Consider the following 15,342-nt stretch of genomic DNA (forward strand, 5'->3'; position numbering starts at 1 on the left):
CTAACGACCATCCTCCCGCGAAACCAGACCAGCAATCGTCGTCCCGATGTCCCGGACGCACCGGAATCCGATGTGCGTAGTGGCGGAGTCGCGGTCCTGGGGCTGTCGGGCGGCGGGCCGGTAGCGCAGGCAGTATTCGGGGGCGCAAAGGTGGGAGCCGCCCTTGACCACGAAGGCGTCGCGTGGATTTTCCGGGCCGGCATGCTCCCGGCGCGGATCCGCCGGGACGCAGCAAGGGGAGGCCGCGGCCCGAGGGTGACGGGGCGACCACCGGTCGGCCGTCCACTCCCAGACGTTTCCGATCAGGTCCAGGGCTCCGTAGGCGTTGGCAGCGTAGGCGCCCACGGGAGAGGTCGCGGGCCAGCCGTCCTCGGCGGAGTTCCGGTAGGGGAACGCCCCTTGCCAGGTGTTGGCCAGGTGGTGACCGCCCGGGCAGCGCTGGTCGCCCCAGGCGTAAGGAGTCGGCGCGGTACCCCCGCGGGAGGCGAACTCGTGTTCCGCCTCGGATGGAAGCCTTCGCCCGGCCCATCTGGCGTAGGCCGCGGCATCATCCAGTGACACCTGCGTGACGGGGTGGTCCGACCGGTCATCCAGTGCCCGCGAGCCGGGGCCCTCGGGGTAACGCCACGACGCGCCGGGCACCCAGGACCACCAGAGTGACGGGTCGCTCAGTGGAACCGACCCGGAGGTTCCGGTGAACACCAGCGCCCCTGGAACCAGCAGTCGTGGGTCCACGCCGGGGTAATCCCCCGGGTCGGGGGCCCGTTCGGCCACGGTCAGGTAGCCGGTGTCGGCGGCGAACCGGGCGAACTGCGTCACAGTCACGGGCGTGCGGTCCATCAGGAACGGGGACACACGCACCGGGTGGACGGGCCGTTCTTCGGGATAGAAGTTCTCTGAGCCCATCGGGAATGTCCCGCCGGGTACGAGAACCATTCCAGCCGGAACCTCAGCCTCCGGGACAACACCCTGGCTCACGGCTCTTGCTCTTGCCGCGCTGCGGTTGCGGGACCAGGTTCGGCCGGCAGCCCGCCGCCCGGGGCCCCGGCCTCGATGTCCTCCAGCCGGTAACGGACCTCCCGCGTGCCGAAGAGGTCCAGGTCGAAGGGCGGTTCGTCCTCGCCCAGCTCGGTGTCGATAAGGTTGACAAGCTTTTTAAGCATCGACTCCATCAAGTGCTCGTCATAGTCCGGGTGGGAGGGATCCCCGATGTTACGTGTCTCGCCGGGGTCTTCCAAAAGATCATAGAGCGCCACCTCGGAGACTGCGTGCAACTCCTCGACCGTACGGGGTACGCCGTACTGGGTGGGAGAAAACCACCGGACCAACTTGTACCGGCCGTCGGAGACCGATCGAAAGAACGTGCGCTTGTCCAGGTCCGGGGCCCCAAACTTTTTCCCGGCCGCACGGCAGTCCTCCAGTGTTTTCTCAGGGCCTTCGTGCAACTGGGCCAGTTCGCCCAAGGCGCCCTGGATAGCCCACTCCGGGTCCTGCATGTTGAGGCCGTCCCAGCTTATTAACGCGCCATCGCCGGGCTCGGAGGACGAGCCGCGAGGCGGCTTCGCCTGTCCGGGGCTTTCAAACACGGGCCGCAGGTTCCGGCCTTTCAACGCCGGGTACAGGCGACCTATCTCCGTCTCCTCCAGCCCCGCCCATGACAGGAAAGTAGTGGCGAGGTCCAGATGCGATCCGACGGCGTCGGACTGCACCCCCTTGGGGCTGCGCGGCGCGACGACGGTCATGTTGACGATCGAGGCCTCCTGGAAGGGAATTGCTCCCTTCTGTGTCATGCCGTGCCCGCCGTTCATCTCGCCGTGGTCGGAGGTGAGGATCACCACGGTGTTCCGCCACAGGTCCTGCCGGTCGAGCTCGTTCAGGATTTGCTGGAACTGTGCGTCGACCATCCGCAGGCAGTTGATCAGGTAGTTCCGCCGGGCCTTCCACAAATCTTCCCTGCCCTCCGGAATCCGGCCGTAGTTCCATTCGGTGCTCCGCTTGTAGGACCGCACCCCGTACGGCTGGGAGTCAAGGTCGTCGTGGAAGTTCACCGGGAGTTCCACGTCGTAGTCGCGCATGAACCCCAGGTCCTGCGCCGGATGGGTCAAGGCGGCCATCACCCCGTTCGCGTGGGCCTGCTCCTCTTGGCCGGAGCGCAGGAACATGACGTCGTGGGGGTTGACCATCGAAGAAATCAGCAACCATGGGCGATCCTGCGGCCGCTTGTGGCGCAACCAGTCCACGGTCTCGAAGGCCACCGCGCCGTCCAAGGTCTCGCCGTGGAACGGGGCGCCCCAGTTGTCGCCCCAGGACTGGTAATCCGAGAAGCCATAGCCTTCAAGTGCGTCCGAAGATTGCCCTGGGTGCGACAAGTGCCACTTGCCCTTGAACGCGGAGTAATATCCCTGCTCCCGCATCATCGTGCCGATCGTGGGGACGTCCTCGTCCAGCACGTCTATCCACGCGAAGTTGGTGTTGTCCCACAGACCAATGTTCTTGGCGTGCTGGCCGGTCCACATCGTGGCCCGGGAGGGAGTGCACTGTGGGACCGTGCAGTACTGGTTGCTCAAGCTGACACCCGCCCCCACCAGGCGCTGGATGGCAGGCAGTTCCACACCGGGCGGCAAGTCCATGTGCACGTCCCACTGGTCCATGCACAGCACCAGGATGTTCGGTCGTTGATCGCGGGCAGCGCTCATGATTCGGGGCCTCCTCCACATGTGGTGTCTATGTATCGTCCTCGGATTCCCCCGGGGCGTCAGCAGCTTGGGGTATCAGGAAGTCGAAACTGTTTTCCCTGCTCATCAGCTTCGCGGCAACGATGAGCATGACCACCCCGAAGGTGTTGAGCAGCGTGATGACCACCAGTATGCGCGGATCGTCGAAATTGGCCTGGGCGACGATCAGGGCTGCGGCGATGCCGCGCTGAGCCGTACTCAATCCGCCCACGTCCTGCAGGTGGTCGTGGCCATCGCCCATGGTCCAGCCTAGGAACAGGGCCAGCAGCAGCACCACCATGCCCACGCCGATGGCCACCCACAGCCCTGGATCGGCCATTGCCGGTAGATACCCGATCGGGATCGCGACGATCAGCACGTACAGCGAGATGTTGGAGATTATCGCCACCCACGGCTGCACGGCGGCCACCACGTTCTCGGTGAACTGCCGGACGAGCATCCCAACCACCAAGGGCAGGACCATCTGCGTGAGCAGCCCCTGGACCACTGCCCAAGTGTCCACCGTCACACCTTCCAGTACCTGGGGAAGCAGGAGCGGGAGCCAGAGGACGGTGCCGACAATCAGGACGAGCATCACGGTCGCGCCCAGAGCGATGTCCGAATCGGAGACCCCGGTGAGCTTGATGGAAAACGGAGCCCCGGCGGACAAGGAGAACAGCAACAAACCAGCCGAGTAGACAGGGGCCAGTTCAACGAGGTCCGTTGCAGCCATCATCAGGGCCGGCACCACAATGAAATTCAGCAACAGCATCCGCAGCAAAAATGCCCGGTTGGACAGGTGCGTGAGCAACCGTGAGGGTTTTTGGGTCAACCCCACGTTGAGCATCGAGGCGACCACGAAGACGGTCACCCCCCATGAGCCCAGAGCCTGGAAAAATTCGTACACGCGCGGATCCATCGTTGGGGAACTTCCGCCCCCGAACGGAACCGGTGCCGCTGGTTTCGTCCCGGGTTGTCTAACCATCCAATCACGGATGTACGTTAGATAGGGAGTAACGGCTTAGCAAAAGCGCTTCCGCTACAGGAAAAACCTTTGCATAAAGGGGCAAGCCCCCAAAGAATCCACACAGCCGGGAGGGACCGTGCCACAGGACAGTGAGAAGGCGTCGGGGTTCCTACCGCGGATGAAAAACCTACCCGGGGATGCACTGGCCGGGCTCGTCAACGCCGTGGTCAGCGTGCCCTCCGGCATGGCCACCGCCGCACTGGCCGGGGTCAACCCCGTCTACGGCCTCTACGCCACCGTCGTCGCCCCGACCGTGGGCGGTTTCTTCGCCAGCTCCCAGCTGATGCAAATCGCCACCACCAGTGTCTCTGCCATCACCGCAGGCCAGGCGATCGCGGCATTTCCCGCCGAACAGCGCGCGCCGGCCCTGTTCTTCCTCGTGGGGCTCAGCGGGCTGTTCCTGGTGGCCTTCGGCCTGCTCGGTGCCGGCAAGCTGGTCCGCTACATCTCCTACCCGGTGATGACCGCCTTCCTCTCCGGGGTGGGAGCGGTGCTGGTGATGGACCAGGCGGCACAGCTCGCCGGATACACCTCCCAGGCCAGCACCAGCCTCGGGGCGTTCGTGGACCTGATCCTGCACGTCGGGCAGTTCAGCTGGAACTCAGTGCTGGTCGGATCCATCGCGCTGATCATCATGATCTTGCTGGGGCGCACGCGGCTGGCCAACGCTGCTTCCCTCCTCGCCCTCGGCATACCCAGTCTCATCGCCATCTGGTGGCAACCTGAAGGTGTGAAGATCGTTCAGGACGTCAGCGACATCCCCACGGGCCTGCCGCCCTTCGCGATTCCCAACCTCACCCTTTTCACCCCGGGCCTGGTAGCCTCGGCCTTCGCCGTCGCGGCAGTCATTGCTATCCAGGGCGCCGGGGTGAGCCAAAGCGTGCGGAACCCGGACGGCTCCCGGCCCGACATCTCCCGGGACATGGTTGCCCAGGGCCTGGGCAACACGGCCGCCAGCTTCTTCCACGGCATGCCCACGGGCGCCTCCGTGAGCCAGAGCGCGCTGAACACACAAGCCGGAGCAAAGAGCCGCTACGCCATGGTGTTCCACGGGTTGGTCATGCTCGCGATCATCCTAGTCGCCTCGACCCTGATCGGTCAGGTACCCATGACCGTGCTCGCCGCGATCGCAATCGTCGCCGGCTTCCAAGTCATCAAGATCACCGAGATGCGCTCAATCTGGCGCGTGGGCGGAACCGCACGATGGGCGATGGTCATCACCTTCCTCGCCACCCTGCTGACCTCCATCCCGGTGGCCGTCGGCCTAGGCGTGCTGCTGACCTTGGTCTTGTTCATCTACCAGGCCGGGCAACTGACCGAGGTGCATGAACTGGTCCGCGAGGATGACGGCAAGATCCACGTCAAGGACGCCCCGACCCGATTGCGTTCGGGTCAGGTCACGGTCCTGGACGTCTACGGCCCGCTCTACTTCGCCGCAGCCCGCACGCTGCGGGAACGGCTTCCGGCGCCGGACTCCGCCGAGAGCGCCGCACTCGTGCTGCGGATCCGCGGCAACAGCCAGATCGGAGCCACCTTCATCGAAGAGATCAACGACTACGCCCACGAGCTCGCCCAGCACGGGGGCCGGGTCTACCTGTGCGGCATGACCCCCGACCTCGCCGACAAGCTATACCGCGCGGACCGTTTCGCGCTCGACGACGAAGTCGTCCTGGTTCCGGGAACCGAGATACTCGGCTCCTCCCTTCAGGACGCAGTACGGCAGGCCCGGTCCTGGCTGGACAATCGCGGTGAGGATGAGGGCCGGCTGGCCTGACCCGGACTGCCCAGCCGGCGCTTTCGTGCTAGCTGGCGTCGCCGGTACGGGAACCGAGCTGCTCGTCCAGGCGCAGCAGGCCGGGCCCGTCGTCGTTGACCAGCTTGACCCGGCCGATGATCTCGCCGACCGTGGCTTCTTCTTCCAACTGCTCGTCGATGAACCAGTTGAGCAGCGGAATGGAGTCGATGTCGCCCTCCTGCTGGGCGAGCCGGTACAGGTCGCGGATCGACTCGGAGACCTTCTTCTCGTGTGCCAGCGAGGCTTCGAACGCCTGCAAGACGGTCCCGGCGAAAATTGTCGGAGCGGTGATCGCCTGGATCTTCGGGTGGGCGCCGCGGTCCATCATGTGCTCGATGAACTTGTTCGCGTGGACCACCTCTTCCTCGGCCTGGGCGCGGAACCAGCCGGCGATCCCGGGCAGGTCGATGGCATCCATTTCGATGGCGAGCTGGCGGTAGACCACGGAGGCCTGTAGTTCCAGCGTGACCTGGTCGTTAAACGCTTCTGCGAGTTTTCCTGTGAGTCCCATGGCTCCAGATTATGCGCCGGCCTGCATCCCCGCCAGCAAGGTAAGGCAAGCCAAGATTAGGGAAGCCTGTGCTATCCGTCCCCTGGACTGTCGGTGGCGTTGAGCGGCACGGCGGGTTTCGCCAGCCCTTCAATCACGACGGCGCCGGGCAGCTTGGACAGCTCCCCGGGCCTGAGCAGCAGTTTGCTGGACCGGTTGCCGCCGCCCATCACCACGCGTTCCTGGTCCATCACGGCGGCGTCGATGTAGATGGGGTGGCCGGAGGTCCCGATGGCGGTCACTCCCCCGATCTCCATGCCGGTCACGGCTTGGGTGGTCTCCGCGTCGGCGAAGGACGCGCGCTTCACGCCCAGGAGTTCGCGGACCGTCTTGTTCACGTCCAGCCGGGCGGTCCCCAGCACCACGCACACCGCGTACCTGGCCGGTTCCACCTTCTTCGACGCCACCAGAATGGTGTTGGCCGACTGCTCCAGGGCGAAGCCGTAGTGGGCGCAAAACGCCGCCGTGTCCGCCAGGTCCGGGTCGCAGTCGAGGACCTCGTAAGGGAGACCGTGCCCGGCGAGCGCTGCCTCGACGGCGGGCAACAGTTTGGCTGCGCTCACTGCGCCCCGGTTGCCTCAACGGTCTTGGTGACCGCGGCCAGGATGGCTTCGCCGAGCTCCGCCGGTTTGGTGAACTGCGGCCAGTGCCCCGTAGGCAGGTGCACGTACTCGACGTCCCGGATCCTGGCCAGTTCGACCACCTGGGGTGCGCCGGCGTCGATCCAGCCCTGCAGCTGTTCGGGCGTGAACTCGCACGTGATCACCGTGACCGGAACGTTGAAACGCCGCTCGTCGGACAGGTGCTGCGGATCGGAGGCCACGCCCCTCGGTTGCGGGATGGCCCGGGCACGGAACGCGGCGCGGAGCCCCTCGTCGAGGTCCACCAGGTCTTCTTCCTCGAAGAGGCTCCAGTCCGGCAGCGGCACCTCGTCGCCTTCGGCGGGCAGTTCGTCATTGATCACGCCGCCTTCACCCAGCGGGCCGCTGTCCACGTAGACGGCACGGGCGATCCTGTCCGGGCGCTGGTCTACCACGCCATGGATGATGGCCCCGCCGCCGGAATGGCCCACCAGGACCACCGGCCCGTCCAAGCCGTCCACCGCTTTGACGGTCGCGTCGATGTGGTCGCGCAGGCCGATCCCAGCCCGCGGCGCATCAGGCGCTTCCAGCCCGGGCAGCGTCAACGGGTGCACCCGGTGCCCGGCGGCGGCCAACGGTGGGGTCGCCTCGGCCCACGACGACGCGTCCAGCCAGAATCCGGGTACCAGGATGATGTCCATGTCAGGTGACTCTAGTGCCCGACCGTGACCCGGAACACCCTTGCGGCGAAATTCAGGACAACCACGGTCCCTTAGGTGGTTCCGGAGGAGAACAACGGCCGGGTCCACCGGCCGAAGAGCCATAGGCTGGTTTCGGCGAACTTATTGGCCCCGACCCGGAGGACCGTATGGGAATCATGAACGACCTGCTGGGGCCGGCCGCCGTCGAGCGACTGCAAAGTTCCCTGGCCGCAGCCGGCGGCCAATCTGCATGGCCGGCGCTCCGCGAAGCAGGGATTTGGCTCGAGCCGCTGGCCCTGCGCGCCCGCGCCGACTTCCTGGCGGAAGCGCTCCTCGCCGACTTGGATGGCGGCTACGAACGGGTTGCAGCCATGATCCGCGCGGCGCTGGCCGACGGCGCCTTCACCGGCTGGATGCTCTGGCCGGTCGGCGAGGCGGCCGTAACCCGCGCCTTGGAAGACGGGAGCCAGCGGACCTTCGACGATGCTCTGGCCCTGCTCGCGGAACTGACTCCGCGGATGAGCAGCGAGTTCGCCATCCGCCGCCTGTTGCTCCAGGACCTGGACCGGGCGCTGGGAATCATCCGGGACTGGACGGCCCACCCGGATGAACAGGTGCGGCGGCTGGCCAGCGAAGGCACGCGGCCGTACCTGCCGTGGGCCGTCCGGGTACCCGGCATCATCGCCCGGCCGGCGGCGACCCTGCCGATCCTCGACGAGCTGTTCCAGGACGACAGCGACGCCGTCCGCCGCTCGGTGGCCAACCACCTGAACGACGTCTCCCGCCACGCCCCGGACGACGTGGTGGCGACCGCGGCCCGGTGGAACGCTGCGGCGGGTGGCCACACGGCCTGGGTGGTACGGCACGGGCTGCGCACGCTGGTGAAAAAGGCCCACCCCGCCGCCCTCGCGACGCTTGGCTTCACAGCCGACGCCGTCACGGTGACCGTCCCGCAACTTGACCGGAACATTGTCCACCTGCCCGGGGAGCTCGGCTTCGCCGTCGAGATCCGCAATGAAACGGACGCCCCGGCTCGCGTGGCGGTGGACTACGTGGTCCACTACGTCAAGGCAAGCGGTTCGCTGGCTCCAAAGGTCTTTAAGCTGGCGGTCGCTGACCTCGCCCCGGGCGAGGCCCGGCAGTTCCGCAAAACGCACGCCTTCCGCCAGATGACCACGCGCGTGCATTACCCCGGTCGGCACTTCGTCCAAGTGCAGGCCAACGGAACCCTGTCGCCCGAGGCGGGCTTCGACGTCGTGCTCTGACACATGCACGGTGCGCAAACGTTTGGAATTCGCTCTCGGCATGGTGCGCCCGCATCTACCCGTTTGGGCCGGTAGCATCCGGTAATCTTGCTCCAACCTTTATCCGGGGTGCCGACCCTGACGGCACACCCGGAGGCTCCGACCCGTCCCACAAGGGAAAAGTGCATGAAGTTTGACTTGCCCTTGCCGCAAAGCACGTGCAGCGCGGCGCGCATCCGTCCAGGCGGACTCATCCAGCAGACAGGACTCCTATGAACCCGTTGGCCGAGCAGGAACGCAAGCTCCATGTTTCGCACCACGACGCTGAAGACATCGGCGCGCTGGCCGCCGACATCGTGGCCGACCTCGTCGAAGAGCTGCCCCGTGCCGTCATCGGGCTGGCCACCGGGTCCTCGCCGCTGCCGTTGTATCAGTCCTTGGCACGGCGCAGCCTGGATCTGTCCGGGGTCCGCTGGTTCGCGCTGGACGAATACGTGGGACTTCCGGCCGGGCACCCGGAGAGCTACGCGCAGGTGATTGACCGGGAAGTAATCCGGCCGCTGGGGCTCGACCGGGCGTCGGTCCTGCTGCCGGACGCCGTCCGGACCGATGTGGACCGGGCGGCTGCGGACTATGAAGCGGCCATCGCGTCGGCGGGCGGAATCGACCTGCAGATCCTGGGCATCGGCCACAACGGCCACCTGGCCTTTAACGAGCCCGGCTCGGCCCTGGATTCCAGAACCCGGGTCGAGGAGCTGACGATGACGACGCGCCGAGCCAATGCCCGGTTCTTCCCGTCGCTCGACGACGTCCCCACCCGCTGCATCACGCAGGGCCTGGGGACCATCCTGGATGCCAGGCGGCTGCTGTTGATGGTGCAGGGTCGGGACAAGGCCGACATCCTTCACCGCGCGCTGACCGGGCCCATCGACCCCGACTGCCCGGCCTCGGTGCTCCAGCTGCACCCGGACGTCACCGTCCTCACGGATGTCGAGGCGGGCTCCCGGTTTCCCGCCGGATAGGCCTCGATTCCGCCATGACACGCCTAGGCGCGGGCAGCACTGACGGCTCCCCCCTCCCGTTCCGCGAAGCGGAACGGGAGCCGCTGCCGGGCGGCCGGACCATCCTCAGGGGCAGAATCCACACGGGCGAGGGTGAACTACGGGACGGAGCCGTTGCGGTGTCCGGCGCGAAAATCAGCTTCGTCGGTCCGTCGGAGGCCCTGCCGCCCGGCGAGGCGGACACCGTCGTCGACGTCCCTGCCGGCCAGAGGGTGATCCCCGGGCTGGTTGATCTGCACTGCCACGGCGCCTTCGGCGTCGACTTCCCCACCGCCCACGAAACGGACGCACGCCGCGCGGCGGCCGGCATCCATGCTTCGGGCACTACCACCCTGCTGGCGAGCCTGGTGACAGCACCGCCCCAGGATCTGCTCGGCGGACTCGACGTCCTCGCGCGCATAGCCGCCGACGGCGAGGTAGCCGGCATCCACGCGGAGGGGCCATTCCTGTCACCTGCCCGATGCGGCGCGCAGGACCCGCGATGGCTGCTGGAACCGGACCTCGGCCTCACACGCGAGATGCTCGCGGGCGGTCGCGGCTTCCTGCGCACCATGACGTACGCGCCCGAGCTGGCCGGCGCCGACGAACTCGTGGAACTGCTCGCCGGCCACGGCGTTGTCCCCTCGCTGGGCCACACGGCCGCGGAAACCGCGGTCGCGGCCGACTCCCTGCGCCACGCACGGGATGCCCTCGCCCGGCGGTTCGCTGAGGGGTCAGCGGTGCCCACGGTGACGCATTTGTTCAACGGGATGGAACCGCTGCACCACCGCTCCCCCGGCGCCGTGAGCGCCTGCCTCCGGGCCGCCCGCGCCGGCGAGGCCGTCGTGGAGCTCATCGCGGACAACACCCACCTGCACCCCGACCTCGTCGTGACCATGTTCGAGCTGCTGGGTGCCGACAACATCGCCTTGGTCACCGACTCGATGGCAGCAGCCGGGCTAAGCGACGGCGTGTACCCCCTGGGCCCGGCGGAGGTGCGGGTGCAATCGGGAGTGGCCCGCCTGGCATCCGGGGCCATCGCCGGAGGCACCGCCAGTATGCTGGACCTGCTGCGGAACGCCCTCGATGCGGGAGTCCCTTTCGACCAGGCCCTCCGGTCGGCCACTGTGGTCCCGGCCCGGATCATGGGCCTGGCCGACAGCGTAGGCACCTTGGCTCGCGGCAAGTTCGCCGACCTCGTAATCATCGATGAAGCCCTGGCAATCACCGGCGTCATGCGCCGGGGCCGGTGGCTGGGCCGGCACTGAGCGCGCGCAGGACCGCCGCCGGGATGGAATACCAGCCTGCCGGCCACGTTGTGACTGGTATGCAGCGTGCCTCCACCCCCGTCTCCATCCTGGACCGCGCCAACGCCCGCGAGGGCACCTCGGCGTCGGCGGCCCTGGACGCCACCATCGGCCGGGCGCGGCGTGCCGAGCAGCTGGGCTACCGCCGGTTCTGGGTGGCCGAGCACCACGGTGTGCCGGGGATCGCCGGTTCAGCTCCGACGGTGCTGATGGCCGCGGTGGCTGCGCAGACGGAACGGATCCGCGTCGGCTCCGGCGGCGTGATGCTGCCCAACCACCAACCGCTGGTGGTGGCCGAACAGGCCGCCACCCTGCAGGCGCTCTTTCCCGGCCGGATCGATCTCGGGGTCGGACGCTCCGTCGGATTCACGCCGGCGGTACGGTCGGCGCTGCGGCAGGACAAGGATGCCGCGGACCGCTTCGGCGAGGACCTGGCGGAACTGATGTCCTATCTCGACGGCAGCGCCGCCGTCACTGCCCGGCCGCACGACGGCGGTGCGACGCCGCTTTTCGTGCTGGCTACCGGCAAGGGAGTGGACATCGCCGCCAAGGCGGGCCTCGCCGTCGTGGTTGGCGGTCCTGCCTTTACCGGACGCAATGCGGAACCGGCCCGCGGAGTTCTGGGGCGCTACCGGCAGAATTTTCGGCCGTCCGCCTATTACGCCGAGCCGTACGTGATCGCCTCCGCGACCGTGGCAGTTGCTGAAACCGCCGAAAAGGCGCGGGAGCTGCTGCTGCCCGAGGCCTGGGCAATGGCGCAGTCCCGCACCCGCGGGGAATTCCCGCCGCTCGCGCCCGTCGGCTCCATCCGATCAGCTCCCATGACCTCCAGGCAGGAGCGCCTGGTAGCCGAGTCCCTTGCCGCTGCCGTGCACGGAACGGCGGACCAGGTGGGCCAGCGGCTCGGACGCTTGCTGGAGGTGACCGGTGCCGACGAACTCTTGGTCACCACCAATACCTTCGACACGGACGCCCTCGCCGACGCCGACCGGCGGCTTGCCGCGCTGTTAGGCCTGGGCGAAGGTACAAATACCAGCGTTTTTTAGAGGCTGGCAAGGAGGTCCTGCATTTCCTGGATTTCCCCTTCCTGGTCTTCGATGATGGTCTGTGCCAGTTCCTTGGCCTGCGGGTTGGAACCCTGTTCGACTTCCTGCTCGGCCATCTTCACGGCGCCCTCATGGTGGGCGATCATCTGGGTCAAAAACAACTTGGCCGCCTCGGGCCCCTGCGCGGACTCCAGCCATGCCAGATCTTCCTCCGACATCATGCCTTCCATGGCACCCATGCCGGCCTCCCCGGATTCTGCGCCGTGCATGTCGTGGCCTTCCATGCCGCCGGTGCCCGCGGACATACCGACCTGTTCTCCCCAGGCTTCAAGCATGGCGGTCATCCGGTCGATTTCCGGGCCCTGTGCTTCCTTGATGCGGGTCGCCAGCTCGGTGATCCGCGCGTCCAGGCCTTCCTTGGACAACATGGTCCCGCTCATCTCCACGGCCTGCTGATGATGCGGGATCATCATCTGCGCGAACATCGTGTCGGCGTCGTTGTGCTCGGTGCCGGTTTCCGCGCCGGCCTGAGGCGCCGTCCCCGTGGTCGCGGCGGTCGGTGCAGGGGCGGTTTGGCCGCCGGAGTCTCCGGTTGCACAGCCGGCGAGCGCGAGTACGACGGCGAGGGCGGCAGCGGACAGGGTCAGGTCATGCTTCATGATTTTGTTCCTTCGAAATAGCTTGCTCGTGCGGGTGTGGCTCCGCACTGCTACTGGATTCGTTCCGGGTCCAGGTCAATCCGCCGCAGCAACTGGGCGTTGAGGGCGACCACGATGGTAGAAACGGACATCAGGATCGCCGCAATGGCCGGGGAGATGGCGACCCCGGCGAAGGCAAGCACACCGGCGGCCAGCGGCACGGCGATGATGTTATAGCCGGTGGCCCAGATCAGATTCTGAACCATCTTCCGGTAGCTGGCCCGGGACAGGTCGATCATCGACAGCACGGACCGGGGGTCGTTGCCCGCCAACACGACGCCGGCAGATTCCATCGCCACGTCGGTGCCGGCTCCGATGGCGATGCCGACTTCGGAGCGGGCCAGGGCTGGCGAGTCGTTGACGCCGTCGCCGACCATCGCCACTTTCAGGCCGCGTTGCTGCAGTTCGGTGACCTTCTTGTCCTTGTCCTGCGGCAGGACCTCGGCGAAGACCTCGTCGATGCCCAGGTCGCGGCCCACGGAGTTGGCGACTTGCCGGGCGTCCCCGGTGATCATGGCGACCTTGAGCCCGCGCGCCTGCAAGGCCCTGACCGCCGCCCGCGACTCGGGGCGGACCTTGTCTTCCAGGGCCAGCGCCCCAATAATCTTGCCGTCGCGGACCACGTGCAGCACACCGGCGCCCCGATCCATCCAGGCCGAGGTTTCTTGGGCTACCTCCGCCGCCTCAGCCCGGTTCAACTCCCGGAGCATGTTCGGCCCGCCCACGGAGATGTCGGCCCCGTTAACCACGGCACGCACGCCCCGGCCGGTGCTGGAGGTGAAGTTGCGTCCGGTCAGGCCCAGTCGTGCCGCCTCGGAATGCTCGGCGGCAGCCAGGACGATCGCGCGGGCGACGGGGTGTTCGCTGTCGGATTCGGCGGCGGCAGCCAGGGCCAGCAGCTCGCCTTCGGTCACGCCCTCCGCTGCGGCGACGGCGGTAACCGCGTGTTCGCCTTCGGTCAGCGTGCCGGTCTTGTCGAACAGGACGACGTCGATGGTGCGCATCCGCTCCAGGGCGATGCGGTTCTTGATCAGCACGCCGGAGCGCGCGGCGCGTTCGGTGGAGATAGCGATGACCAGTGGGATGGCCAGGCCCAGCGCATGGGGGCAGGCGATGACCAGGACGGTCACGGTGCGGACGACGGCCTCATCGGGACTTCCGAGCAGCAGCCAGGCCCCGAAGGTGATGATGCCGGCCACCAGCGCGAAGTAGAACAGCAGGGCCGCAGCCCGGTCGGCCAGGGCCTGGGCCCGGGACGATGATGCCTGGGCCTCGGCCACGAGGCGCTGGATGCCCGCCAGCGCCGTGTCGGAGCCCACGGCAGTGATCTGGACCCGCACCGAGTTGTCCGTGGCGACCGTACCGGCGACGACCGTATCGCCGGTCGCCCGGGCGACGGCTTTGGATTCCCCGGTGATCATCGATTCGTCGAACTCGGCGCCGCCGTCGATGATCTGCCCGTCTGCCGGCACGCGGGCGCCGGAGCGCACCAGCACGATATCGCCGGTGGCGAGGGACCCGACCGGCACGGTTCGGACACTTCCATCGCTGTTGACCACGTCCGCCTCATCCGGCAGCAGGGCGGCCAGCGCGTCGAGTGCTCCCTGCGCGGAGCCCAGTGCACGCATTTCCATCCAGTGGCCCAACAGCATGATCACGATCAGCAGCGCCAGTTCCCACCAGAAGTCCAGGTCGAACCCGCCGAGGCCGAGCGTCGTGATCCACGAGGCGGCAAAGGCAACCGTGATGGCCATTCCAATCAGCAGCATCATGCCCGGCTGCCGGGACCGCAGTTCCTTCATCGCCCCCTTCAGGAAGGGGGTGCCGCCGTAGAAGAAAATAATGGTGCCAAGTACCGGCGGGATCCACGCCGCCCCGGGGAACTCCGGGACGGTGTAGCCCAGGAGCATGGCGAACATCGGGCTGAAGAAGACCACCGGGACCGACAGGACCAGGGACAGCCAGAACTTGTTCTTGAACATCGCCGTACTGTGCCCGGCGTGCTGGCCATGCGTATGGACGGCATGTTCCTCGTCCACCGCCGAATGGACGGGTCCGTCCGGCATGGCCTGCCCGTGCGATTCGTGGTCGGTCACCATCGGGCCCTGGCCCGGATGGCGGTGCTCAGGGCCAGGGCTTTGGGTCTGCTGGCCGGAATTGTAGAGGTGCTGCGAATGCTCGCTTTTCATGACTCTTCTTTCGCGGGCGCCCCTGCCTTTGGAAGCGGGGCGGCCCTTAGCGGGGAACCTGATCTTCAGGAGGCAATAAGTTCGTAGCCGGCGTCGGCGACGGCCAACCGAAAGGCCGCCTCGCTGACCGGCGATACGGCCGCAAGGGTGACGGCGGAAACGCCGCCGGGAACGAGGGCGACCTGCACGTCGCTCACTCCGTCGAGAGCGCCCAGCGCGCAACAGGCACATCCTGGTGCGAACTTGGCGGTCGGGGACAGTGCCCGGTCAAGGGACTCGGCCATGGTGTTCTCCTCACACATCATTGGTGCTGGCTGCGGGAAGTGGGAACGCCAGACCATGTGGAATGACGCTCCGCCGCCGAAGCCGGTGAGGACCTTCACTGCGTTGAAGCCCTGGCGGGCTCGTGACGCTTGTTCCGGTTGCTCTGAAACTATACCCCCGGGGGGT

Annotated in this window: 14 protein-coding genes; 5 read left to right on the plus strand and 9 right to left on the minus strand. The window is 67.2% G+C overall.

Annotated features, from left to right (window positions below):
- From AC5RV3_RS06125 to AC5RV3_RS06135, 3 genes are read right to left on the minus strand one after another with little or no spacing between them, the layout of a single operon-like run.
- Nucleotides 1-978, minus strand: coding sequence for a formylglycine-generating enzyme family protein (locus AC5RV3_RS06125; protein WP_494121354.1), 978 nt, complete (start codon nt 976-978; stop codon nt 1-3).
- Nucleotides 975-2,696 carry a sulfatase-like hydrolase/transferase gene (locus AC5RV3_RS06130; protein ID WP_494121355.1) on the minus strand — a complete coding sequence of 574 codons (1,722 nt, stop codon included), beginning with the start codon at nt 2,694-2,696 and terminating at the stop codon, nt 975-977. Before AC5RV3_RS06130 ends, AC5RV3_RS06125 begins: the two co-directional genes overlap by 4 nt.
- Nucleotides 2,697-2,724: 28 nt before the next feature.
- The gene (locus AC5RV3_RS06135) at nt 2,725-3,621 is read right to left on the minus strand and encodes a bile acid:sodium symporter family protein (protein WP_494121356.1); all 897 of its coding nucleotides are present in this window, start codon (nt 3,619-3,621) and stop codon (nt 2,725-2,727) included.
- Nucleotides 3,622-3,859: 238 nt separating this feature from the next.
- Between AC5RV3_RS06135 and AC5RV3_RS06140 the strand changes: the two genes are divergently transcribed.
- Nucleotides 3,860-5,515 (plus strand): SulP family inorganic anion transporter, encoded by a 1,656-nt coding sequence (locus tag AC5RV3_RS06140; RefSeq protein WP_494121357.1) that lies wholly within the window; start codon nt 3,860-3,862, stop codon nt 5,513-5,515.
- A 28-nt stretch (nt 5,516-5,543) separates the two neighbouring features.
- On the opposite strand, the gene AC5RV3_RS06145 is transcribed toward AC5RV3_RS06140, so the two are convergent.
- From AC5RV3_RS06145 to AC5RV3_RS06155, 3 genes are all read right to left on the minus strand, one after another.
- Nucleotides 5,544-6,047: a ferritin gene (locus tag AC5RV3_RS06145; protein ID WP_494121358.1), complete on the minus strand. Its 504-nt coding sequence runs from the start codon at nt 6,045-6,047 to the stop codon at nt 5,544-5,546.
- 71 nt (nt 6,048-6,118) lie between these two features.
- Nucleotides 6,119-6,649, minus strand: a complete 531-nt coding sequence (locus AC5RV3_RS06150; RefSeq protein WP_494121359.1) for a YbaK/EbsC family protein — start codon at nt 6,647-6,649, stop codon at nt 6,119-6,121.
- Nucleotides 6,646-7,368 carry an alpha/beta fold hydrolase gene (locus tag AC5RV3_RS06155; protein WP_494121360.1) on the minus strand — a complete coding sequence of 241 codons (723 nt, stop codon included), beginning with the start codon at nt 7,366-7,368 and terminating at the stop codon, nt 6,646-6,648. The genes AC5RV3_RS06150 and AC5RV3_RS06155 overlap by 4 nt, the downstream gene beginning before the upstream one ends.
- 167 nt (nt 7,369-7,535) lie before the next feature.
- On the opposite strand from AC5RV3_RS06155, the gene AC5RV3_RS06160 reads away from it, so the two are divergent.
- The 4 genes from AC5RV3_RS06160 to AC5RV3_RS06175 all read left to right on the plus strand — a co-directional run bounded on the left by AC5RV3_RS06160 (nt 7,536) and on the right by AC5RV3_RS06175 (nt 12,005).
- A complete protein-coding gene (locus AC5RV3_RS06160) occupies nt 7,536-8,633 on the plus strand; it encodes a DNA alkylation repair protein (protein ID WP_494121361.1) in 1,098 nt (365 codons plus the stop codon).
- A 251-nt stretch (nt 8,634-8,884) separates the two neighbouring features.
- Nucleotides 8,885-9,634, plus strand: a complete 750-nt coding sequence (locus AC5RV3_RS06165) for a glucosamine-6-phosphate deaminase (RefSeq protein ID WP_494121362.1) — start codon at nt 8,885-8,887, stop codon at nt 9,632-9,634.
- Between the two features lie 14 nt (nt 9,635-9,648).
- A complete protein-coding gene (gene nagA, locus AC5RV3_RS06170) occupies nt 9,649-10,920 on the plus strand; it encodes an N-acetylglucosamine-6-phosphate deacetylase (protein ID WP_494121363.1) in 1,272 nt (423 codons plus the stop codon).
- A 23-nt stretch (nt 10,921-10,943) separates the two neighbouring features.
- Nucleotides 10,944-12,005, plus strand: coding sequence for an LLM class flavin-dependent oxidoreductase (locus tag AC5RV3_RS06175; protein WP_494121364.1), 1,062 nt, complete (start codon nt 10,944-10,946; stop codon nt 12,003-12,005).
- Here AC5RV3_RS06175 and AC5RV3_RS06180 read toward each other — a convergent pair.
- The 3 genes from AC5RV3_RS06180 to AC5RV3_RS06190 all read right to left on the minus strand — a co-directional run bounded on the left by AC5RV3_RS06180 (nt 12,002) and on the right by AC5RV3_RS06190 (nt 15,176).
- Complete coding sequence (locus tag AC5RV3_RS06180) at nt 12,002-12,664, minus strand: DUF305 domain-containing protein (protein WP_494121365.1); 663 nt, start codon at nt 12,662-12,664, stop codon at nt 12,002-12,004. The two genes, AC5RV3_RS06175 and AC5RV3_RS06180, sit on opposite strands and share 4 nt — an antisense overlap.
- 50 nt (nt 12,665-12,714) lie before the next feature.
- Entirely contained in the window at nt 12,715-14,802 is a 2,088-nt protein-coding gene (locus AC5RV3_RS06185) for a heavy metal translocating P-type ATPase (protein WP_494121511.1), read from the minus strand.
- A gap of 155 nt (nt 14,803-14,957) precedes the next feature.
- Complete coding sequence (locus AC5RV3_RS06190; protein WP_494121366.1) at nt 14,958-15,176, minus strand: hypothetical protein; 219 nt, start codon at nt 15,174-15,176, stop codon at nt 14,958-14,960.
- Nucleotides 15,177-15,342: the final 166 nt, after the last annotated feature.

It is taken from the genome of Arthrobacter sp. Y3221114 (assembly GCF_059092625.1).